Here is a 22543-nt window from a genome sequence, read left to right on the forward strand (position 1 = left end):
GGGCTATTTCCGCCGCTCGCCGCGGATCTGCTTGGCGATCCTGTCGAGGACGGCGTTGACGAGCTTCGGCTCCTCGTCCTCGAAGAAGGCCTTGGCGATCTCGACATATTCGGTGACGATCACCGGAACCGGGACGTCCTTGCGCTCGAGCAGTTCGAAGGTGCCGGCGCGCAGGATGGCGCGCACGGTGGAATCAAGCCGCGACAGCGCCCAATCGTCCTGAAGGGCCGATCCGATCAATGGGTCGAGCTTGCGCTGGTCGCGCACGACGCCGGAGACGATCGAGCGGAACCAGGAGGCGTCCGCCTTGAGATAGGTCTCGCCGTCAAGTTCCTGGCCGAGGCGATGCGCCTCGAACTCGGCAACGATCTCGAGCACGCCGGTTCCGCCGACTTCCATCTGGTAGAGCGCCTGAACGGCCGCAAGGCGCGCCGCCCCGCGCTGGTTGACCTGCTTCAGCGGCTGATCCGAGGGGGTGTTCGTCACTGTTCTGCACTCAGCTTGTTTTTCAGTTCGATCATGGTGAGCGCGGCGCGCGCCGCAAAGCCGCCCTTGTCGCCTTCCGACCGGCGGGCCCGCGCCCAGGCCTGCTCCTCATTCTCCACGGTCAGAATACCATTGCCGAGCGCAAGGCTCTCGCTTACGGCAAGATCCATCAGGGCGCGCGCCGACTCGTTGGCGACGATGTCGAAATGGTAGGTCTCTCCACGGATCACCATGCCGAGGGCGACGAAACCGTCGTATTCGGTGCCGCCTTCGTCGGCACCGTCGAGCGCCATGGCGATCGCCGCGGGGATTTCCAGCGCCCCTGGGACCGTGACGATATCATAGGTCGCACCAGTTGCGTCGAGGGCATGCTTCGCTCCGTCGAGCATTGCATCCGCCATATCGTCATAGAAGCGCGCTTCCACAATCAGGATGCGGACGGGCTCGGTCTTCGCCATGGGTCACCTGTCTTGAGAATATCGGCCGGCCTTGGCCGGACGCAGGCGGCGGTCAAACCACGGCCTGCACAGAATGGCAAGCAAATTCCTCCATCGGGAAGCCATTTGCCACGCCATGCTACCCTTCGGACTACGCCGACGACAGTTCCGGCATATACTAGCCTTAAAACCTCAAGTATATTGCGAGCGATTCTGCAAGGTGAAGCTGTTCACGCTGCGGAAGACCGCCGCGGCCGGGAGGAGAGCCATGACGGAAGTCAGAAAGCCGATCGTCAGCCTCAAGGCGCTCGCACTCGACCACTGGCGCCGCGGCTCCTTCTTCGAATCGCGCGACGCTTCCTTCGGCGCGCTTCTCGGCCTGAAGGAGCTCGGCATCAGCTATGGAGAAGTGCCGCCCGGCAAATCCGGCTGCCCCTTTCACAACCATCATGTCGAGGAAGAACTGTTCGTTATTCTTGACGGAGAAGGCACATACCGCTTCGGAGCGGAACGCTATGCCGTCGGGCCCGGCGACGTGCTCGGCGCACCGGCGGGCGGCCCCGAAACGGCCCATCACCTGATCAATACCGGGACGCTGCCGCTCAAATATCTGTCTATCTCCACGATGGCGGCGACGGAAATCTGCGAATATCCCGATTCCGGCAAGTTCCTGGCGAGAACCCGGCGGGCCGGCACGGGCGAGACTTCGTTCGACTTTATCGGCCGCCCGCAATCCGCTGTCGACTATTGGGACGGCGAGCCCGGAGCTCAGGTCCAAGATCCGATACCATTTCCCCCATCAGCCAAACCGGAGTGAAAATGCATCGTGTGCCCGTGATCGAGACCGAGCGGCTTCTCTTGCGTCCCTATCGGCGGGACGACTTTCCCTCCTACAACGCGCTCTTCTCGGACGAAGAGGTGACGCGCTACGCCGGCGGCATTCCCTACACGCGTGAACAGTCTTGGACGCGCTTTTTGCGCCAGGTCGGCATGTGGCATTATTTCGGCTTCGGCTTCTTTGCTCTCCAGGATAAGGAGAGCGGTGCGTTCATCGGTGAGGCCGGCTTCCATGACCCCCACCGCCAGATCACACCATCGCTCGAGGGAACGATGGAGACGGGCTGGGCGCTTTCTCCAAAGAGCCACGGCCGCGGCCTTGCGTCGGAGGCCGTTTCCGCCGCGCTGGCCTGGGGCGACCGAGAGTTCCCCGCCCTCAGAAAGACCTGCATCATCGAGCCCGGCAACGAGGCCTCGATCCGGGTCGCGCTCAAGCACGGCTTCAGGGAATTCTGGCGTACGACCTATCACGGCAGGTCGATGCTCATGTTCGAACGGCGGTTGACGGGCGCAGTGTGAACGCCGGACTTCGGCCGCTTGCATTTTCGCCAGCCTCCTCAAATCGGCGAACATGAACGATTTTTAATTATTTTTCAGCGGCTTACGCCATGGAAACGGCCACATTCCGGCCCAGTTTCCTAATCGTTGGCACGGCGCGGCACCCGACAGCAAAAAGGGGCAAACGCCGCCTCAACCAGTCGAAACAGTCCAGCACCCCTTCGCTGCGGATGGTCCCACCCGCAAACGGCTCGTGCTGGCCATGCGGAGCTCGTCAGGACGCTTGGCAATCGTAACGGGTCATGCGTTCGATTGCCGGTTCGGGCAGCGGCCGCAAACCAAAGGAGCATGACAATGAACCGCATTGCGACTTTTTCCGTCATCGCCGCCCTCTCCACATTGAGCTTCGGCGGCATCACCTATGCCACCGACGCCAAGATGAACTGGCCGAGCCACATCGACCAAAGCGTTCGCGCCTTCAAGGGCGACAATGTCAGGATCGTCGACGTCGACACGTTGAAGGAGGAGAACCAGACCCGGATGTGGATCGACGAGGCATCGGCGGAGCAACGTGCCGCCCTGCTTGCCGCAGTCGAAGCCAACAAGCCGCTGGCTACCAAGCTGAAGGCACAAAATGTCGAGATGAACAACATCGCCGGCGCCGAGGAAGCCGCCGACGGCGGCCTCACGATCTACGTACGCTGAAACGGGCGCCAGACAGAGCAGGCTAGGCAAGCATGTCCGGTTCTTGCCTATGTCCACTCTGTGAATGATCCCGGGTCGTTTTCGACCCGGGATCGTCCACGGGGCCAGTGCGAAGCCTGACCTCTTACCCATGCCGTTGGATTTCTCCAGACACTTTTCAATTGTGCGACCGGAAGAGTATAGTCCGCCTGCAGCTCGACTGCGGCGGGGGGCGGCCAATGAGTGGGAAAGTTGGGCAGCGCTTGGGCAGGTTCGTGGGGCTGGATCAGCCTCCTACTCTCACCACCCGTTATCTACAGCTGGCAGAAATCTCCGGCAGTCGGCACTGTTGGGACGGCTCGGAAGCGGCAGCGCCCGTCCGAATGGACACAAGCAACGGCTATCTGCTTTGTCTTCAGCGGCGCGAACTGCCCGCAATTCCCTATTGGGTGAACGGAAAGCCGGTGTCCATGATGCCGCTAAATCGAGGGCAGTTTCTCTTTCTCGATCTGAACGAGGAGCATGCCTCGGTGACACATGGCACCGTGGACTGCGTCTCCATGTACGCGCCGCGTGAGGCGATTCGGCAGTTCGAGCATGAGCACGATATGAAATCGGTGGGCGAGCTTCGGACGGCCAACGGCGTGGCCTTCAGCGATGACGTCATCAGAAATCTCGGAGCATGCCTTGCACCTGCATTCGAGCGCCCAGAGACGACGAGCCGCCTTTTTGTCGATTACATCGCTTTGGCGCTGCTCACGCATCTCACCACCCACTATGCAGAGAATCCTGCCGTCGCGCGTCCGATAGGAGGACTGGCACCGTGGCAGGAACGCCAGGCAAAGGAGATGTTGCTGGCCCATTTGGACGGAAAGATCGGCCTTGATGAACTCGCCCGCGCCTGTCGGATCTCGCGCAGTCATTTCGCCCGCGCCTTCAAGGCCACGACAGGATCGTCTCCTCTGCAGTGGCTGCTCGGCCGACGCATAGAACGCGCACAGGAACTCCTTATCAATTCAGACTTGCCAATCGAGCAGATCGCAAGTCGCTGCGGCTTTACGGATCAAAGTCATCTCACCCGCAGTTTTGTCAAAGCCATGAATGTAACGCCAGGCCATTGGCGCCGCCTGCGTCTCGCGTAGCAAATCGAGCCTCTGGCTTATGTGCTGCTATCGGCGGTTCTTCGCACGGCTCGGAGACAGCACTCTCGTACAAAAAACAGCACTCGGATCACTGGCGGGCGTCAAGGAAACGAATAGCTTTTTCATCCGAGAGCCGCGGGACATCGCGGTCCAGGCGTGCATGTTCATAGGATCGCCGCCGTTCCACGGCATTCTGAGGAGGATCTGATGATCGATCGGGAACCACCATCAAGAAATGCAGAAGCAGCTTCACGTCCCTTCCCGACCGTAATCGTATCGCGCCGGGCGGTGCTGCAATTGGCCGGAGGCGCCGCTTCGCTCGCGACGATTCCCGATGCCTCCGCCCAGCCCGCCCCTGCCTCAGGCCAGACCAGCGAGGCACTCGAACGGGTCCGTTTGATCGTCAACGGCGATGCACGAGAACTCGAACTCGATCCTCGCCAGTCGCTGCTTGATGTCCTGCGCGAAACGCTTGACCTCACCGGAACGAAAAAGGGCTGCAACCAGGGTGCCTGTGGTGCCTGCACCATTCTTCTCAACGGTAGGCGAGTCGTTTCCTGCCTGACGCTGGCCGCCATGCACGACGGCGCCGAGATCACAACGATCGAAGGTCTTTCCGCGGGCGGGGAACTTCATCCGCTCCAGGCAGCCTTCATCGAGCATGAGGGGCTGCAATGCGGCTACTGCACCCCCGGCCAGATCATCTCGGGCGTCGGCTGTATCGCCGAAGGCCACGCCGGCTCGCCTGAAGAAATCCAGTTCTGGATGAGCGGCAATATCTGTCGATGCGGCGCCTATCCCGGAATCGTCGCGGCGATAGCGGATGCTGCGGAGAGGAGCTGACCATGATCCCCTTCACTCTTGAAAAGGCGCGGAACGCCGAACAGGCGATCGCCGCCGCCGCTGCCGGCGCCCGCTATATCGCCGGCGGCACGACCCTCATCGATCTCATGCGCGAGGAGGTGGAGCGCCCCGAACGGCTCGTCGACATCAACGCACTTCCGCTGGCGGAAATCCGCGTGGAGAACGACGTTCTCGTGATCGGCGCACTCGCCCGGATGGCTGATGTCGCGGCTCACCCGGAGGTGCAAGCCCGGCAGCCACTTATCGCCGAAAGCCTGATCGAGGGCGCCTCGCCGCAACTCAGGAACATGGCCTCGATCGGCGGCAACCTGCTCCAGCGCGTCCGCTGTCCCTATTTCCGGATGCTCGACGCTCCCTGCAACAAGCGCGATCCGGGTTCGGGCTGCTCGGCGCTCGACGGCCTCCATGCCGGCCATGCCATCCTCGGCACGAGCGATCACTGCATTGCAACGCATCCTTCCGACCTCGCGGTCGCTCTTGTCGCTCTCGATGTGACAATGCGGGTCCTTGGTCCGCAGGGGGAGCGCAGCTTTCCGGTGGAGGACCTCTTCCGTCTACCGGGCAACGCGCCGCATCTCGAACACACTTTGCTGCCCGGCGAACTCATCATTGACGTGCAGGTCCCAGCGGGCGCCTATAGCCGTCGCGCGCGCTATCTGAAAGTGCGCGATCGGGCTTCGTACGAATTCGCGCTCGTCTCGGCAGCGGTCGCACTGGACATTGAGGGCGGCCAGATCCGTCAAGCGCGGATTGCCACCGGCGGCGTGGGGACACGGCCGTGGCGCATGCGCGCCGTGGAGGAGGCGCTGGCGGGTAAGCCGCCACAGCGCCAGGCGTTCGAGGCGGCCGCCCAGTTGGCGGTGCGAGAGGCCCGGCCGCTGAGAGACAACCATTATAAGATGGAGCTCTTGCCACGGACGATCGTCCGGGCACTTGAATTGGCGGGAGAAGTCGCATGACAACGCGTGTCATCGGAAAACCGCTGCCGCGAGTGGACGGACGCGCCAAGGTGACCGGGAGTGCGCGGTACGCCGCGGATTTCAATCAGCCGGGCCAGGTCTATGCGGTGATCGTCAGCGCCACTGCCGGCCTCGGCCGTATCGCCGGTGTCGACAGCGCCATGGTGGAGTCCATGCCCGGCGTCATTGCGGTGATCACCCACCGGAACGCACCACGCCTGCCCTATGGCGAGCATAAGAGCTACATCGACCCGGCTGTCGGCGAGCGGCTGCATGTGCTGCAAGACGACCGCGTGCGCTTTTACGGTCAACCGGTGGCAATCGTCGTTGCCGACACGCTCGACCGGGCCGAACGGGCCGCCTCATCGTTGAAGCTCGCCTACGAAGCGGAGCGGCCAATCGTCGATCCCGCGGACCCGACAGTGGAGGCGATCGTCCCGGAAGGGGCGCGACACGCCGACACTTCACGCGGCGACGCCGACGCGATGCTGGCCGGCGCACCCGTGATGGTCGACGAGACCTACGACATTGCGCGAGAGAACCACAATCCGATGGAGCCGCATGCGACGATCGCTGCCTGGAGCGGCGACCGCCTGACGCTTTGGAGCAAGAGCCAGTTCGTGGTCAACGAACAGGCGGAGATCGCAGCGATATTTGGCATTCCTCCCGAGAACGTGCAGGTGATCTGTCCCTTCATCGGTGGCGCCTTCGGCACGAGCCTCAGGACATGGCCGCACGTAACCCTTGCTGCCATGGCAGCGCGGCAGACTGGGCGAGCGGTCAAGCTCGTGCTGACGCGTAAGCAGATGTTCTTCACCACCGGCCACCGCCCGCGCACGCTTCAGCGGATCGCAATCGGTGCAAATGCAGACGGCAGGCTGACAAGCCTTATCCATGAAGGCGCTGGCGAAACCAGCCGCTACGAACAGTTCACCGAGGCGCTCACCAGCGCCAGCGGCTACATCTATTCCTGCCCGAATGTGCGCACGCGGTACAGGCTGCGGCAGCTCGACATCGGCACGCCGAACCACATGCGCGGACCGGGCGAGGCAAGCGGCATCTTCGCGCTCGAATGCGCATTGGATGAACTTTCCTACAGCCTGGGCCTCGATCCCATCGAACTGCGCCGGCGTAACGAACCTGAAATCGACGAGAGCGACAACAAGCCCTTTTCCAGCCGCTCGCTGATGACGTGCTACGACGTGGCCGCGGGCCACTTCGGCTGGTCACGCCGAACTCCGGAGCCGCGCTCCATGCGCGACGGCCGTCTGCTGATCGGCATGGGGGTGGCGTCAGCCACCTATCCGGCTTACCACGCGCCGTCCAGCGCAAGCGTGCGCCTGCTCCCCGACGGCACTGCCGAAGTCGCCGTCGCGGCGAGCGACATGGGTCCCGGCACCTATACGTCGATGACACAGGTCGCCGCCGAAACGCTCGGCCTGCCGGTGGAACAGGTGCGCTTCAGCCTCGGCCGCTCGGATTATCCGCCTGCTCCCTCCCATGGCGGCTCATGGACGATGGCTTCCGTTGGCTCGGCAATCCGCGCCGCCTGCATCGCTGTGCAGGAGAAGGCTGTACGACAGGCTGTTGCCGACCAGCGACTGACGGTCTTCGGAGGGGCGGTCGATGCGATCGAATGGACCGGAGGCCGGCTGCGTCGTCGTGGCGACCCGTCGCCCGGCCAGTCCTATGGAGATATCGTGTCGAGCCTCGGGAAGCCGATCGAGGCGGAAGCCTCTTCGCAACGTGATCCGGACGTTGCCGAACGCTATTCGATGCATTCCTTCGGAGCCGTGTTCGTCGAGGTCGCCGTCGATCCGGACGTCGGGACAATCCGCGTGCGCCGCGCTGTCGGCGCCTATGGTATCGGCCGCGTCGTCAATCCGCGCCTCGCAGCAAGCCAGTGCACCGGCGGCATGATCGGCGGCATCGGAATGGCGCTGATGGAGCGGACCGTCCTCGATCCGCGCGACGGGCGCCCGGTCAACGCCCACATGGCCGACTACCTCGTGCCCGTAAATCTGGATATCCCGAAGCTGGAGGCGCATTTCGTCGAAGAAGTCGACCCGCACGTCAATCCGCTCGGCGTCAAGGGGCTTGGCGAGATCGCCCTCGTCGGCATGGCCCCGGCGGTCGCCAACGCAGTCTTCCATGCGACCGGCAAGCGCGTGCGCACCCTTCCGATCAGAATAGAGGACGTCCTGACCGTTTAGATCAGATGGCTCCGCTCCGTGGACAATCATTCCCCCTGCTGAGCGGGAAACTCGGCAAGCCGCGCCGCATAGCGGGCCATCGTATCGACCTCGAAATTGACGAAATCGCCGACCTGGCGTTCACCCCAGGTGGTGACCTCGAGTGAATGTCGGATCAACAGCACGTCGAACGCGGCGCCATCGACCCGATTGACCGTCAGCGACGTGCCGTCGAGCGCCACAGAACCCTTCGGCGCGACGAAGCGGGCGAGATGCTCCGGTGCCCTGAGCCGGAAGCGTACCGCATCGCCCTCCGCCTCGACGGCGAGGATTTCCGCCTGGCCGTCCACATGGCCGGAGACGATGTGGCCGCCGAGTTCGTCGCCGATCTTCAGCGAGCGCTCGAGATTGATACGCGTCCCCTCCTGCCAGCCCGAAATGCTCGTCAGCCGCAAGGCTTCTTCCCAGGCTTCGACTTCGAACCAGCGCTCGTTGCTGCCGGTCTCCGGCAGTGCCGTCACCGTCAGGCACACGCCAGCATGGGCGATCGAGGCGCCCATGTCGATCGTCTTCGGATCATAATTGGTGGCGACGCGAAGCTTGATGCCCTCTTTGAGCGCCGTAATCTTCGCCACGGTGCCGATATCGGTGATTATGCCTGTGAACATCCGGTATCTCTTTCGTAATCCTCGAAAATATCGTCGCCGTAGCGGGCGCTGCGCTTGAGCGAGAAACCCGCGGGTACGGTCGTCCGATCAAATGGGGATCGAATGCCGTCTTCGCCAAGGGTCGACGGCCCCGAATAAAGCAGAATGCGATCGACGAGATCCGCATCGAGAAATTGGCGCGCCGCCCGCGCCCCGCCTTCGACCAGAAGCGAGGAAATGCCGCGCGAGGCGAGAGCGGTCAAGAGATCGGAGACGGTGTCGGCGTTCAGCACCTCGACGCCCGCGGCTTCGAGAGCCGCGCGGCGGGCAGCATAGTCACCCTCTCCGGCGACGACGATCAGCGGAACATCACGCGCCGAGCGCACCAGCTTCGAATTCATCGGCAGATCGAGACGGCGGTCAAGAACGATCCGAACGGGCGAGCGCTCTTCAAGCCCCGGCAGCCGCACCGTGAGTTCCGGGTCGTCGGCACTTGCGGTACCGACGCCGACGAGGATCGCATCCGTTTCGGCTCGTAATACTTGGACCTGGACGCGTGAGACGACACCGGTGATCCTGACCTGCCCCTCGCCCTTTCGGCCAATCATCCCGTCTGCGGAAACTGCAAGCTTCAGAGTCACATATGGGCGTTTCATGCGCTGGCGCATGAGATAGGCTTCGAGCACCCGTTCCCCTTCATCGCGAAGCACGCCGATATCGACCTCGATGCCGGCGTCGCGCAGCATCACCACGCCGCGACCGGCAACCCGTTCGTCGGGATCGAGAAGGCAGACAACCACGCGGACAACACCCGAGGCAATCAACGCATCGGCACAGGGCGGCGTTCTGCCGTGATGCGAACAGGGCTCGAGGGTGACATAGGCGGTCGCTCCCCTCGCCTGCTCGCCGGCATCGGCGAGTGCTTGCGTCTCGGCATGCGGACGTCCGTCCGGCGCGGTCACGGCCCGCCCGACAATCGTTCCGTCCTTGACGACAAGGCAAGCGACGGAAGGATTTGTCGAGGTCAGACCAAGATTGCGGCGGGCGAGGCGTAGCGCCGCCGCCATGAATCTCTCGTCCTCACGCGTCGGCCCGCCCATGCGCTTCTCCGCTAGAGCTACTCGCTCGGATCGCGCGCGATCTTGGCGCTGATCTCGGCAATGACCTTTTCGAAATCCTCGGCGTGGGAGAAATCCCGATAGACGGATGCGTATCGCACGAAGGCGACGTCATCGAGGCTCTTCAAGGCTTCGAGCACCTGGAGACCGATTTCTTCCGAGGGGATCTCGGTTTCGCCGGAGCTTTCGAGACGGCGGACGATGCCGGATACCGCCCGCTCGATACGATCGCGATCGACCGGGCGCTTGCGCAGCGCGATCTCGAAGGATCGCAACAGCTTGTCCCGGTCGAAAGGCACCTTCCGACCGGTCTTCTTGATGATCATCAGCTCGCGCAGCTGCACCCGCTCGAAGGTCGTGAACCGGCCGCCGCAGTCCGGGCAGATGCGGCGGCGGCGAATGGCGTTCCCGTCCTCGGCAGGACGGGAATCCTTCACCTGGCTGTCTTCAGAACCGCAATAGGGGCAGCGCATGCAACCTTCCGATCACATGTAGCCGTACATCGGGAAGCGGTCGGTAAGCTTCACCACCTTTTCGCGGACGGCGGCCTCGACGGCGGCATTGCCCTCGTCGGAGTTGGCGGCCTTGAGGCCGTCAAGAACCTCGACGATCAGCTCGCCGATTTCCTTGAACTCCGCTTCCTTGAAACCGCGGGTGGTGCCGGCCGGTGCGCCGAGACGAACGCCCGAGGTGACGAAGGGCTTCTCCGGATCGAATGGGATGCCGTTCTTGTTGCAGGTGATGTAGCCGCGGCCGAGAGCGGCCTCGGCGCGCTTGCCGGTCGCGTTTTTCTTGCGCAGGTCGACGAGCATCAGGTGGTTGTCGGTACCGCCGGAAACGATGTCGAGGCCGTTGGACTTCAGGGTTTCGGCAAGGGTGCGGGCATTCTTGACGATCTGTGCCGCATAGTCCTTGAAGGAGGGCTGCAGCGCCTCGCCGAACGCGACCGCCTTGGCCGCGATCACATGCATCAGCGGACCGCCCTGCAGGCCAGGGAAGACGGCCGAGTTGATCTTCTTGGCAATGTCCTCGTCATTGGTGAGGATCATGCCGCCGCGCGGACCGCGCAGCGACTTGTGCGTCGTGGTCGTCGCGACATGGCAGTGCGGGAAAGGCGACGGATGCTGGCCACCGGCGACGAGGCCGGCGATGTGCGCCATGTCGACCATCAGCCAGGCGCCGATTTCGTCGGCGATCTCGCGGAAGCGCTTCCAGTCCCAGATGCGCGAATAGGCAGTGCCGCCGGCAATGATCAGCTTCGGCTTGTGCGTGCGGGCCTTCTCGGCGACGTCGTCCATGTCCAGCAGGTGATCGTCTTCGCGCACGCCGTAGGATACGACGTTGAACCACTTGCCCGACATGTTGACCGGCGAACCATGGGTCAGGTGACCGCCGGAGTTGAGGTCGAGGCCCATGAAGGTGTCACCCGGCTGCAGGAGCGCCAGGAAGACTGCCTGGTTCATCTGCGAACCGGAATTGGGCTGCACGTTGGCGAAGTTGACGCCAAAGAGCTTCTTGGCGCGTTCGATCGCCAGTTCCTCGGCGATATCGACATATTGGCAGCCGCCATAATAGCGCTTGCCCGGATAGCCCTCGGCATATTTGTTGGTCATGATGGAGCCCTGGGCTTCCAGGACCGCGCGCGAGACGATGTTCTCGGAGGCAATCAGCTCGATCTCATGGCGCTGGCGGCCCAGCTCCTTCTCGATCGCACCGAAGATTTCCGGATCGCTATCGGCGAGAGAGCGGGTGAAGAAGACGTCATTGGACTGTGGAAGCATGGGCGCGGGGCTCCTCTCAAGGGTGGCTGTTCCTTTAGCTTCCTCGCACGCCGAGAGCAATATCCGCTGTGCGGTTTGCGTCATTTCCACGATCCGCCGCGCCCAAATACCGCGGGCGCCCAATCATGCAAAAGGCCGCGCATTCTGGAGATGCGCGGCCTTTACAATTGAACGCGGGGACTTTGCTTATTGCGGCAAGGCGTCGGCGTCGATCGGGCCCGGCGATTGCTCGACTCCGCTCGTCGTCTGGAGGGCGAGCTCCGCCGCGCCGTCGCGCTGGTAGATGTCGTCGCGGAACTGGACGACGCGATCCTTTGCCGACCAGGCGGTGATGTAGGTGAAATAGACCGGCACCTCTTCGGCAAGCTTGATCGGCGTGTTGACGCCCGACTTGATGGTCGACTCGATCTGCTGGCGCGACCAGCCTGGCGTTTCCTTGAGCAGCCAGGTGGAGAGGTCGCGGACGTTCTGCACGCGTACGCAGCCCGAAGATTCGAAGCGCATCAGCTTGTTGAACAGGCCCTGCTGCGGCGTGTCGTGCATGTAGACCGCGTGCTCGTTGTGGAAGTTGATCTTCGTCGAGGACATGGCGTTGATCTTGCCGGGGTCCTGACGGAACATTAGGTTCGGTGCCTTCTCCGCATTCCAGTCGACGGTTTCAGGCGACACCTCGTTGCCGCTGCCGTCGATGAGGCGGATGGCGTTACGCTCGAGATAGGTCGGATCCTTGCGCATCAGCGGCATGATGTCCTTCTGGACGATCGAGCGCGGCGCGGTCCAGTAGGGGTTGAGGATGACCTCGTAGATCTTCGAGTTGAGGATCGGCGACTGGCGGTCGATCTTACCGACGATGGCAGTGTGGCGCAGCACGACGCGACCATTCTCGACCGCCTCGATATAGGCGGCGGGAATGTTGACCATGACATAGCGCCGGCCGAGATCGCCCGACATCGACTGAAGTCGCACGAGATTGGTCTCAAGCTGGGCAAGCCGCGTCGCGGCGTCGACGTTCAGTGCCTTGAACGAATATTCGCCGATCACGCCATCCGCCGGCAGGCCGTGGCGCGCCTGGAAGCGTTTGACTGCGCCGTCGACGTAGGAGTCGAACGAAGAGGAAATACCGGCCGACTGCGGCAGGTCTCCGGAGACCATCAGCCGCTGACGCAGTTGCTGCACGGAGGAGTCGGTGACGCCAAGCTCGAGCCTGACGCCGGTCTGCGGAACCTGGGGCCAGCCGCCGGCGGCAACGATCTGTTGATAATCGAAGATCGCCTGCTGCACATTGCCGATCGTCTGCGGGCCGAAAACCGGCGTGTTGGAGAGGACTGCCGTTGCTGTGCGCGAGGCCTTGGCGTCGAACTGGTCATCCCAGGAGCCGCGGCGCGGCGAATTGATGAGCTCGCCCAGGGCGTCCTGAGCACTCGCGGAGCCCGCCCATGCGGCGGCACCGAGCGTAGCGGCCGAACGCAGAAACGCGCGGCGCGAGAATGCATCAATTCCGTTCTTTTTCGACATAGTCCCTACCATCTGAAAGCGCTACAACGCGCGCTGCCCGAGCCCTAGCACAAACGTGGTTAACAAACGTAAACCTGCGTGCCACCCGGCTCTCACATTACCTTCACGATAGAGCGAGCGAGAGCCTCTCCCAGCAGGCGACCACGAATCGTCGCGTACCTGCCGCATCGAATGCGTCGCTGTCATAGCAATATGGCCAATTCGTGTCTGGGCCTTCCTGCGCAGGCGGCGTGGCGGGGTCATACGGATCAACTCGATGGAGAAAAGCCAGCAAGGGTCGGACACGCAGGGATTGCGCCCGACCCTTGGAACTGGAGGGGCATGCCCGCAATTACAGGCGATACATGATGCTGTCGTTCCAGAAGCGATCGAGGCGCTGCAGGAGCTTGTTCATCTGGGTGAACTCATCCGAACCGATGCCGCCGACCTTGTGGATAGAACCGATATGGCGCTCGTAGAGCTTCGCAACGGTCTCGGCGATCTCCTGGCCCTCTTCCGTCAGGCTGATGCGCACCGAGCGACGGTCGATGCGGGAGCGCTGATGGTTGATGAGGCCAAGATCGACGAGCTTCTTAACGTTGTAGGAAACGTTGGAACCGAGATAGTAACCACGCGAACGAAGCTCGCCGGCGGTCAGTTCGGAGTTGCCGATGTTGAACAGCAGCAGCGCCTGAACGGCGTTGACGTCGCTGCGGCCCTGCCGGTCGAACTCGTCCTTGATGACGTCGAGCAGACGGCGATGCAGACGCTCGACGAGGTGAAGGGATTCCATGTAGAGACCACGGATCGTCTCTTTCTGTGGGTCCCGGGGTGCAGCTACCTGCGGCTTCATCTTGGTGTTCATTTTCGTGCCTCACTGTTTCGTTTGGCGGTGTTTCTTTGTCTTCCCGCCTTGAGTGAGACCCTATCGAATACGTATAAAATTCTACTTAAACCGCAGCCTTAACATGAACTTACCATCCGAGGAGCCTGTCTCAGGGTGAATCAACCCTTACCTGTCGCGCCTGGCGCCAGCGCTGCCAGAAGAGCGCCGCACGGAAAAGAACGAAGGTCACCGCGACGGCCCCGTGGAGCAAGAGGAGCAGCGGACGTGCGCCGAGCATGCCGGGAGAGAACTCGAGCATGGCGAGTTCTATTGCCGCCGCGAGCACCCAGATAACCGGCCCCCAGGAGACGAGCAGCCAGAGCCCGATGGCAGCGACCGGATAAAGGACGGCAAGCGCCGTCGCGGCAGCGCGCCACTCAGGCGCCAGCAAATCGAAACGCCCGGCGCCACCGTGGGAAAAACCGATCAGCATCGCCCAGTAGTTCAACGCAAACCAGAAGCAGGAGGCCGAGACCAGTCGCAGGAACCAACCGAACAGCACTTCGGTGAGCGATGGCTTCGGGACATGAGCAGAATCGTGAAGCATGGCCCGCAAGATAGGCCGAGTGCCGGCAATCCACCAGCGCAAAGCAGGAGAGTCCGCCCGAGCGGCTCACCCGCGGGGGGAAATGCCGCAGCCCCTCCTCCCGCGGCGCTGTTTTCAATCAGCCGAGGCGCGTGATAAACCGCCTTCGATCGACGCAGTGAAAGAAGAAGGAAGCGGGGGCGATGAACGACAGGACAAATCTTGTGGACAGGATCACCGGACACCGTCGCATGCGCCGCAACCGAAAAGCGGACTGGACGCGCCGCCTGGTGCAGGAGAACCGCTTGACCGTGGACGACCTGATCTGGCCGATCTTCATCGTGCCGGGCAGCGGCATCATTCAGCCGATCGAAGCGATGCCCGGCGTCAACCGCATGAGCGTCGACAAGGCCGTCGAGGCGGTGAAGGAGGCGGCCGATCTCGGCATTCCCGCCGTCGCCACCTTCCCGAACATCGAGATGGCGCTGCGCGACGAAACCGGATCGAACAGCCTTGCCGCCGACAACCTCATTAATCAGGCGACGCGGGCGATCAGGAGCGCCGTTCCGAATATCGGCGTCATCACCGACGTGGCGCTTGATCCTTTCACCAGCCACGGCCATGACGGCATCCTGCGCGGCGGCGAAATCGTCAATGACGAGACGGTGGAAGCGGTGGCGCGTGCGGCAGTGATGCAGGCGGATGCCGGGTCAGACATCATCGCACCTTCCGAAATGATGGATGGGCGGGTCGGCGCCATCCGCGAGGCGCTCGATGCGGCAGGCCACCACAATGTCGGCATCATGTCCTATGCGACGAAATTCGCCTCCGCCTTCTATGGCCCCTATCGCGAGGCGATCGGCACCGGCGGGCTGCTGAAGGGCGACAAGAAGACCTATTACATCGATCCGGCCAACGGCACCGAAGCGATCCGCGACGCCGCGCTCGACGTCGAGGAAGGCGCCGACATGCTGATGGTGAAGCCCGGGCTGCCCTATCTCGACATCTGCTGGCGGATGAAGGAAGCCTTCGGCCTGCCGGTCTTCGCCTACCAGGTCTCGGGCGAATACGCGCAGATCAAGGCGGCGGCGGCGAATGGATGGATCGACGGCGAGCGCATCATGCTCGAGACGCTGCTTGCCTTCAAGCGCGCCGGATGTGACGGCATTCTGAGTTACTTCGCCGTCGAAGTGGCAAAGATCCTGGCAAAGCGATGAGCGGCCGGTTCGCACGACAGACGCATTGTTTTGTCGAATCCGGTCCCCATATGTGATCGAAACGAGGCGAGGCTGACATGAGCATGCACAACCAGGAACTCCGACTTCCTAGCCAGGATTGGCGCGCTTACCAGGGTGTCCTGTCGCGCCGGGTGTTCGCCTTCATTATCGATTACCTGATCGTCGCGCTCCTGTGGATTCCGGCTGCGGTCGTCGTCTTCTTTCTGGGCATCCTGACGCTCGGCCTCGGATTCTTCCTCTATCCGGTGCTCTTCGCGCTGGTGGCGATGCTCTATTTCGGGCTTACCGTCGGCGGCCGCGAGCAGGCATCGCTCGGCATGCGAATCATGGGCGTCGCGATCGCCCGGACGGATGGCCGGCCGCTGGATTTCCTGACCGCGATCATACACCTCGCGATCTTCTGGATCGCCAATGCGCTGCTGACGCCGCTCGTCTTGCTGATCGGACTGTTCACGGATCGCGGCAGGTTGCTGCACGATCTTCTGATCGGCACCGTCGGCGTCCGCCGCGACATGTACTGACGGTGGCGGGCGATAAGACCTTTTTCAACGCCGAATTGAATTCTGGCCAAGCGGTATCGACGTCCCCAGAAATTGTCGGCACTTGCTCGTTCCTCGCCGAACGCGTGTGTTGACGTTTTTCATTCTTCGGCCATCCTATTGCAGAGTAACCTCGCGAAGAGTGATCCCCGCGCTCGATGAACACGCAGACCACACAGTCTCCGCAATTCTATCTGACCGCGCCGGCAGCCTGTCCCTACCTGCCGAACGAGATGGAACGGAAAGTCTTCACGCACATGGTGGGCGAGCGCGCGCCGGAGCTGAACGATCTTCTGACCCAGGGCGGTTTCCGCCGCTCGCAGAACATCGCCTACCGCCCGGCCTGCGAGACCTGTCGCGCCTGCATTTCTGTGCGCATCCTTGCCAACGAGTTCATGCCCACCCGGTCGATGCGTCGTGTGCTCGCGGCCAACCAGGATGTGGTTTCGACCGAATATCCTGCGGAACCATCGAGCGAGCAGTACAACCTATTCCGCCGCTATCTCGACTGCCGGCACCAGAGGGGGGGCATGTCGGACATGTCGGTGCTCGACTACGCGATGATGGTCGAGGACACCCATGTGCACACGAAAATCATCGAATACCGCTTGCGGGCCGAGGGCGACGGCATCAGCGAGAAAGCCAAAGGTCCGCTGATCGCCACGGCGCTCACGGACCGGATGGGCGACGGGCTGTCGATGGTTTATTCCTTCTTCGACCCCAGTCTCGCAAACCGTTCGCTCGGCACCTTCATGATTCTCGACCATATCCGTCGGGCGAAGGAACGCGGCCTGCCGCATGTCTATCTCGGCTACTGGGTCAAGGGCTCCCGCAAAATGGGGTATAAGACAAAGTTTTTGCCGCAGGAGCACCTTATGGCCCGCGGGTGGGAGCGTTATGCTGGCGGCCAAGACCTCCCCGAAACCGCCACGGATTAAGACTTGACCCCCTCCTCCGACGCCGCGCGGCACCGACGCGGTCTTGCCATCACGGGCCTCGGCGGCCTTGCGCTTTCCTTCGACATCCCGCTGATCCGTTCGGCCGACGGTGAAGTCTGGTCGATCCTCGCCGTGCGCAGCCTGTCGACCTTCGCGGTGGCGATTGCCGCCTGGTTGTTCATCAACCGCGTGCTGGGCCGCCGTATCGCGCTGATCCACGGCAAGGCCGGGCTGATCGCCGGGCTGTTCTACGGCATCAATTCCTTCACCTTCCTGCTCGCGGTGTTCAACACCTCGACGGCAAACGTCGTCTTTATCCTCGCCTTCACCTCGATGTTCGCGGCGATCCTGTCCTGGATCTTCCTGAAGGAGCGTCCCTCCAACGCCACATTGCTCACAATGGCGATCATGCTCCTCGGCGTCGGGGTCATCGTGCAGGACGGCCTGGAAAGTGGGCACCTGTTCGGCGACGCCATGGCCGCCTGTTCGGCCTTCCTGCTGGCGAGTGCCATCACCATCAGCCGTGCCAGCGGACGGGACATGGCGCTGGTGCCGCTGGCGACGGCGATCTTCCCGGCGCTCGCGGCGCTCACGCTCTTGCCGGCGAGCGGATTCGCCATTGCCGCGCCTGGCTATATCCTCTTCAACGGGCTGGTGATGATTCCCGTCGCCTTCTTCTGCCTGGCGACGGGGCCGCGTTATCTTTCCGCACCGGAGGTGGGGATGTTCTACCTGCTCGAAACGATCCTGGCGCCGATCTGGGTGTGGATCGTCTTTTCCGAGATGCCCACGTTCCAGACGCTCGTCGGCGGCGCCATCCTGATCCTCGCTTTGCTCGGCCATTCGCTCTGGCAGATGCGCAGCAAGGCGGCAAAGGCCGAGATTCCCTGTGAGGAATTGCCGTTCACCGGGTGACGGCGATTTGCCTGCCGGTTACTGCGGGCTTGCCGGAGCAGGCCCTGTCTCCTCGATCTGCGACCGCATCGCCCAAAGCTCGCGATTGGTGTTGATCCATTCCGCCGCGACCTCCAAAGGGGTCGGATCGGCGGCGATAAACTCTCCGTTGCCCTGACGCCGGCGGGTAATCAGCCCCGCCTCTTCCAGAATCACCACGTGATTCGACAGCTCGTCCTGTTCGGCGCCGATCGCAGTGGCCACTTCCGCAACGGAGCTTTCACCGGCAAACAGAACTTCGAATATGCGGCGGCGTGTGGGATCGGCAAGTGCCAACAAGGTATCGTCAAGGGCCGAAATCATCGCGTTCCTCTCTCCGCCGCATCATTGGGCAAATCGCGGCCGATTTAAGGAAACAGCAAAGAGTTGCAGCGGCTGGCGGAAAAGACCTGGAAGCTGTGGATAAGCAAGCAGCCGAACGAACGATCCACGGGCCAGATCCGGCGGTCAGCCGCTGAACCTGCCACTCCGCGGGAAGCCCTTCGGCACGATGCGGCCGGCACCGGCGCGGTCGCCCTGCCACTCGATCAATTCGTCCCTGGTCTTCGTGAAGACACGGCCGGCGCTGTCTTCCCAGGTCAGCCCGTCGGCCATGCTGAAGCAGCGGATGTCGGAAACGCCGCCGTCCTTGTAGCGCTGCAGGCGCACGCCCTTGCCGCGGGCCATTTCGGGTATCTGCACCAGCGGGAAGACCAGCATCTTGCGATTGTCGCCAACGACGGCAACGTGGTCGCCCTTGACCGGCACGACGAGCTTTGCCTCGTCCGGCATCACCACGTTCATCACCTGCTTGCCCTTGCGGGTATTGGCAACGATGTCGCTTTCGGTGACGACGAAGCCGTTGCCGGCGGCGGACGCGACGATGAGCTTGCGGACCGGATCGTGAACGAGCGCCGTCAGCACGTCCTGATCGTTTTCCATATCGACGATGATGCGCAACGGCTCGCCATGGCCGCGGCCGCCCGGCAGCTTGTCGCCGCCAAGCGTATAGACCTTGCCGCCGGTGGTGAAGACGAGGATCTTGTCGGTCGTTTGGGCCGGGAACGCCACCTTCAGCGCATCGCCGTCCTTGAACTGCAGCGCAGACGTGTCTGAGATGTGCCCCTTGAGGGCGCGGATCCAGCCCTTTTCCGAGATGACGACGGTGATCGGTTCCTTCTCGATCATCGCCTGCTGGATGGCTTCGACATCCGCCTCGGGCGCATCGGCAAAGGTGCTGCGGCGCTTGCCGAGCTCGGTCGCCTTGGCGAACTTCTTCTTCACCTCGCCGATTTCCCAGGCGACCGCCTGCCACTGCTTGTCATCGGAAGCGAGCAACGCCTCGATTTCAGCCTTCTCCTTCGACAGTGCGTCGAATTCGGTGCGGATCTCAAACTCCTCGAGCTTGCGCAGCGAGCGAAGCCGCATGTTGAGGATGGCTTCGGCCTGGAGATCGGCCAGCGAGAAGCGCTCGATCATCACCGCCTTCGGTTCATCCTCCTCGCGGATGATGCGAATAACCTCGTCGATGTTGAGATAGGCGACGAGATAGCCGCCGAGGATCTCGAGCCGCCGGTCGATCGCGGCAAGCCTGTGGCGGGAGCGCCGCTGCAACACCTCGCGGCGATGCGCCAGCCACTCGCTCAGCACCTCGTTCAGCGCCATGACGCGCGGAACGCGGCCCATCGACAGCACGTTCATGTTGAGCGGAATGCGGCTTTCGAGTTCGGTCAGCTTGAACAGCGATTCCATCAGGATGTTAGCGTCGACGGAGCGGCTCTTCGGCACCAGCACGACACGGACGTCTTCCGCCGATTCGTCGCGGATGTCCTCGAGGAGCGGCAATTTACGCGCTATCAGGAGCTCGGCGATCTTTTCGATCAACCGCGACTTCTGAACCTGATAGGGAATTTCCGTGACGACGATCTGATAGCCGCCGCGCCCCAGGTCCTCGACACTCCAGCGGGCGCGGACGCGGAAGCCGCCGCGACCGGCGCGATAGGATTCGAGCATGCTGGCGCGGCTTTCAACGATGATGCCGCCGGTCGGAAAATCCGGCCCCTCGATGCCGCCGCGCTGCGGATTGGCCGGGTCGAACAGCAAGTCCTCCACCGTCGCCTTCGGATGGCGGATCAGGTAGAGCGCCGCATCGCAAAGCTCATGTGCATTATGCGGCGGGATGGACGTCGCCATGCCGACGGCGATGCCCGACGCGCCATTGGCGAGAAGGTTCGGGAAGGCGCCGGGAAGGACGACCGGCTCCTGGTCCTCCTCATTGTAGGTCGGGCGGAAATCGACGGCATCCTGGTCGATGCCCTCGAGCAGGAGGGCCGCGACCTCGGTCATCTTCGCTTCGGTGTAACGATAGGCGGCGGCGTTGTCGCCGTCGATATTGCCGAAGTTGCCCTGCCCGTCGACGACCGGGTAGCGCTGCGAAAAGTCCTGAGCGAGCCTGACCAGCGCATCATAGACCGACTGGTCGCCATGCGGGTGGAACTTACCGATCACGTCGCCGACGATACGCGCGCATTTCTTGAACGAGGAATTGGGTCGCAAGCCCATCTCGCTCATCGCGTGAATGATGCGGCGATGGACCGGCTTCAATCCGTCGCGGACGTCCGGCAGCGCGCGATGCATGATGGTCGACAGCGCATAGGCGAGATAGCGCTCTTCGAGCGCCGCCTTGAGGTCAACCGGTTGAATGTTGTCGTCTCCGCCAGAAGGCGGCAAAAGGCTTTGTCCCATGCATCCTTGCTACCGCAACCGGCTCGCCGCGGCAAGAATCGCGGCCTACCACGCTGTGGAGAACGCGCCTCAGACACTTGCCTAAACCTCGGGTTGCAGCCATGGATTTCCGCAGGTAATTTTCCGGAAAGCATGATCCGCGGGGAACATCCGTCATTCGACTCGGCGATATAAATTCGCCCGGTTTCGTATTAGGGTCGCACTGCAATTCGGTGGGTTGAGGATGGGGATCAATGCAAGAGCTCGTGGGTGGGAGGCAGCGTCGCAGTTCGGTGCTGCCGCGTAGCCCTTCCTTTGAGCTCCGCGACGACCGCCAGAAATCACCGCAGCAGGCCCTGGAAACACCAGCAATCCAACATTTTTCACAAGGAACAACGCAATGATGCATACGCGCAAGATCCGTCTGATGATGGCCAGCGCCGCCCTCCTCACGCTCGCCAGCCCGGCCTTCGCGCTGGACGGCGCGGACATGATGAAGAAACTGAGCGCCGCGCTTGAGGTGAACGGCACGTCGCTCGCCTTTGACAAGGCGGAAGCGGACGGTGACGACGTGACGGCAAGCGGCGTCAAGCTGCAGGTCGTGGCGCAGCCAGGCGAATCGGTCGCAATAGGCGATGTGACGTTCGAAGGCGTCAAGGAGACCGATGACGGAGGCTACTACGCCGAAACGGTTTCCTTCGCAGATGTCAATGTGACCGAAAAGGAGGACAGCGCCTCCGTCAAGGACATTGCGATCGGCGGCCTCTCCATTCCCGGCAATGCGTCGGGCGGCACGATCGACGACATTCTGCTCTACGAGTCCTTCGGCACGGGGCCGGTAGAAGTCAAGGTCAAGGGCAAGGACGTCTTCAAGATCGCCAGCATCGAGAGCAATTTGAGCCGGCAGGAAAACGACGCGGGGTTCGACTTCGACGCGACGATGGCGGGACTGTACGCTGATCTCTCCGAGGTCGAGGATGCCAAGGCGAAGGACGCGATCGACAAGCTCGGCCTGAAGCAGATCGACGGCCAGGTGACGATGAAGGGAAGCTGGGAGCTGGAGAGCGGCAATCTCGCCGTCGATGAATACGCTCTCGACTTCAAGAATGTCGGCCGGCTGAACATCGCCATGGATTTTTCCGGCTACACGCTCCAGTTCCTGAAGTCGCTCCAGGAGGCGAACAAGGCCGCGCAAGCTAATCCGAACAAGGAAGAGGCCAACCAGGCAATGGGCCTTGCGATGCTCGGCCTCATGCAGCAACTGACGTTCAACAGCGCCTCGATCCGCTTCGACGACGCCTCAATCACCAAGAAGGCGCTCGACTATGCCGGCAGCCAGCAGGGCGTCACCGGCGAGCAGATGGCGCAGTCGCTGAAGGGCCTGGTGCCGATCATGATGGCGCAGTTGAACCTGCCGGAACTGCAGAACCAGATATCGGCGGCGGTCAATGCCTATCTCGACGCGCCGAAGAGCCTGACGATCAGCGCCGAACCGGAAAAGCCCGTACCGTTCCCGATGATCATGGGTGCCGCGATGGGCGCGCCGAACACCATCCCCTCGGTTCTCGGCGTCAAGGTGACGGCAAACGACTGACGCTTAAAGCGCTGCGAGCCGACGCA

Annotated in this window: 23 protein-coding genes; 12 read left to right on the forward strand and 11 right to left on the reverse strand. The window is 62.6% G+C overall.

Translation table 11 applies throughout. The features are described 5' to 3' along the window. Positions 1-3 precede the first annotated feature (3 nt). Both nusB and ATC00_RS05515 read right to left on the reverse strand, forming a co-directional pair. A complete protein-coding gene (nusB, locus tag ATC00_RS05510; protein ID WP_037379873.1) occupies positions 4-486 on the reverse strand; it encodes a transcription antitermination factor NusB in 483 nt (160 codons plus the stop codon). Further along, entirely contained in the window at positions 483-944 is a 462-nt protein-coding gene (locus ATC00_RS05515; protein ID WP_037379872.1) for a 6,7-dimethyl-8-ribityllumazine synthase, read from the reverse strand. The genes nusB and ATC00_RS05515 overlap by 4 nt, the downstream gene beginning before the upstream one ends. A 247-nt stretch (positions 945-1191) precedes the next feature. Here ATC00_RS05515 and ATC00_RS05520 point away from each other — a divergent pair, with 247 nt between their 5' ends. The 7 genes from ATC00_RS05520 to ATC00_RS05555 all read left to right on the forward strand — a co-directional run bounded on the left by ATC00_RS05520 (position 1192) and on the right by ATC00_RS05555 (position 8120). Further along, positions 1192-1740: a cupin domain-containing protein gene (locus tag ATC00_RS05520; protein WP_064252217.1), complete on the forward strand. Its 549-nt coding sequence runs from the start codon at positions 1192-1194 to the stop codon at positions 1738-1740. 2 nt (positions 1741-1742) lie between these two features. Then, positions 1743-2279 carry a GNAT family N-acetyltransferase gene (locus tag ATC00_RS05525; protein ID WP_037379869.1) on the forward strand — a complete coding sequence of 179 codons (537 nt, stop codon included), beginning with the start codon at positions 1743-1745 and terminating at the stop codon, positions 2277-2279. Between the two features lie 333 nt (positions 2280-2612). Further along, a complete protein-coding gene (locus ATC00_RS05530; RefSeq protein ID WP_037379868.1) occupies positions 2613-2963 on the forward strand; it encodes a hypothetical protein in 351 nt (116 codons plus the stop codon). A 218-nt stretch (positions 2964-3181) separates the two neighbouring features. After that, a complete protein-coding gene (locus tag ATC00_RS05535) occupies positions 3182-4084 on the forward strand; it encodes an AraC family transcriptional regulator (RefSeq protein ID WP_037379866.1) in 903 nt (300 codons plus the stop codon). 207 nt (positions 4085-4291) lie between these two features. Further along, complete coding sequence (locus tag ATC00_RS05545; protein ID WP_064252219.1) at positions 4292-4927, forward strand: (2Fe-2S)-binding protein; 636 nt, start codon at positions 4292-4294, stop codon at positions 4925-4927. A 2-nt stretch (positions 4928-4929) separates the two neighbouring features. Then, positions 4930-5907 carry an FAD binding domain-containing protein gene (locus ATC00_RS05550; RefSeq protein ID WP_064252220.1) on the forward strand — a complete coding sequence of 326 codons (978 nt, stop codon included), beginning with the start codon at positions 4930-4932 and terminating at the stop codon, positions 5905-5907. After that, positions 5904-8120, forward strand: coding sequence for a xanthine dehydrogenase family protein molybdopterin-binding subunit (locus tag ATC00_RS05555; protein WP_037379862.1), 2217 nt, complete (start codon positions 5904-5906; stop codon positions 8118-8120). Before ATC00_RS05550 ends, ATC00_RS05555 begins: the two co-directional genes overlap by 4 nt. A 26-nt stretch (positions 8121-8146) precedes the next feature. On the opposite strand, the gene ATC00_RS05560 is transcribed toward ATC00_RS05555, so the two are convergent. From ATC00_RS05560 to ATC00_RS05590, 7 genes are all read right to left on the reverse strand, one after another. Next, complete coding sequence (locus tag ATC00_RS05560; protein ID WP_037379861.1) at positions 8147-8767, reverse strand: riboflavin synthase; 621 nt, start codon at positions 8765-8767, stop codon at positions 8147-8149. Beyond that, a complete protein-coding gene (ribD, locus tag ATC00_RS05565) occupies positions 8752-9846 on the reverse strand; it encodes a bifunctional diaminohydroxyphosphoribosylaminopyrimidine deaminase/5-amino-6-(5-phosphoribosylamino)uracil reductase RibD (RefSeq protein ID WP_064252221.1) in 1095 nt (364 codons plus the stop codon). The genes ATC00_RS05560 and ribD overlap by 16 nt, the downstream gene beginning before the upstream one ends. A 17-nt stretch (positions 9847-9863) precedes the next feature. Then, positions 9864-10337, reverse strand: coding sequence for a transcriptional regulator NrdR (gene nrdR, locus ATC00_RS05570; protein ID WP_026612571.1), 474 nt, complete (start codon positions 10335-10337; stop codon positions 9864-9866). A gap of 12 nt (positions 10338-10349) precedes the next feature. After that, entirely contained in the window at positions 10350-11645 is a 1296-nt protein-coding gene (gene glyA, locus ATC00_RS05575) for a serine hydroxymethyltransferase (protein WP_037379858.1), read from the reverse strand. A 186-nt stretch (positions 11646-11831) separates the two neighbouring features. Next, positions 11832-13160, reverse strand: coding sequence for a L,D-transpeptidase family protein (locus ATC00_RS05580; RefSeq protein WP_037379856.1), 1329 nt, complete (start codon positions 13158-13160; stop codon positions 11832-11834). A 331-nt stretch (positions 13161-13491) separates the two neighbouring features. After that, positions 13492-14004, reverse strand: a complete 513-nt coding sequence (gene ldtR, locus ATC00_RS05585; RefSeq protein WP_064252222.1) for a transcriptional regulator LdtR — start codon at positions 14002-14004, stop codon at positions 13492-13494. 130 nt (positions 14005-14134) lie between these two features. After that, complete coding sequence (locus ATC00_RS05590) at positions 14135-14572, reverse strand: DUF6163 family protein (protein WP_037379854.1); 438 nt, start codon at positions 14570-14572, stop codon at positions 14135-14137. 182 nt (positions 14573-14754) lie between these two features. Here ATC00_RS05590 and hemB point away from each other — a divergent pair, with 182 nt between their 5' ends. From hemB to ATC00_RS05610, 4 genes are all read left to right on the forward strand, one after another. Next, positions 14755-15768 (forward strand): porphobilinogen synthase, encoded by a 1014-nt coding sequence (gene hemB, locus ATC00_RS05595; RefSeq protein WP_037379853.1) that lies wholly within the window; start codon positions 14755-14757, stop codon positions 15766-15768. 77 nt (positions 15769-15845) lie between these two features. Next, positions 15846-16310, forward strand: a complete 465-nt coding sequence (locus ATC00_RS05600) for an RDD family protein (RefSeq protein ID WP_064252223.1) — start codon at positions 15846-15848, stop codon at positions 16308-16310. A gap of 176 nt (positions 16311-16486) precedes the next feature. Continuing rightward, positions 16487-17266, forward strand: a complete 780-nt coding sequence (locus ATC00_RS05605; protein WP_037379849.1) for an arginyltransferase — start codon at positions 16487-16489, stop codon at positions 17264-17266. Positions 17267-17269: 3 nt separating this feature from the next. Further along, on the forward strand, positions 17270-18181 hold the full coding sequence (locus tag ATC00_RS05610) for a DMT family transporter (protein WP_064252224.1): 912 nt from the start codon (positions 17270-17272) through the stop codon (positions 18179-18181). An 18-nt stretch (positions 18182-18199) separates the two neighbouring features. Here ATC00_RS05610 and ATC00_RS05615 read toward each other — a convergent pair whose 3' ends face one another. Both ATC00_RS05615 and parC read right to left on the reverse strand, forming a co-directional pair. Beyond that, a complete protein-coding gene (locus ATC00_RS05615; RefSeq protein WP_037379846.1) occupies positions 18200-18523 on the reverse strand; it encodes an ArsR/SmtB family transcription factor in 324 nt (107 codons plus the stop codon). A 144-nt stretch (positions 18524-18667) separates the two neighbouring features. Beyond that, positions 18668-20944 (reverse strand): DNA topoisomerase IV subunit A, encoded by a 2277-nt coding sequence (gene parC / locus ATC00_RS05620; RefSeq protein WP_064252225.1) that lies wholly within the window; start codon positions 20942-20944, stop codon positions 18668-18670. A 379-nt stretch (positions 20945-21323) separates the two neighbouring features. Here parC and ATC00_RS05625 point away from each other — a divergent pair, with 379 nt between their 5' ends. Further along, a complete protein-coding gene (locus ATC00_RS05625; RefSeq protein ID WP_037379843.1) occupies positions 21324-22517 on the forward strand; it encodes a hypothetical protein in 1194 nt (397 codons plus the stop codon). Positions 22518-22543 lie beyond the last annotated feature (26 nt).

The organism is Sinorhizobium americanum (genome assembly GCF_001651855.1).
Classification (GTDB): Bacteria; Pseudomonadota; Alphaproteobacteria; order Rhizobiales; family Rhizobiaceae; genus Sinorhizobium; species Sinorhizobium americanum.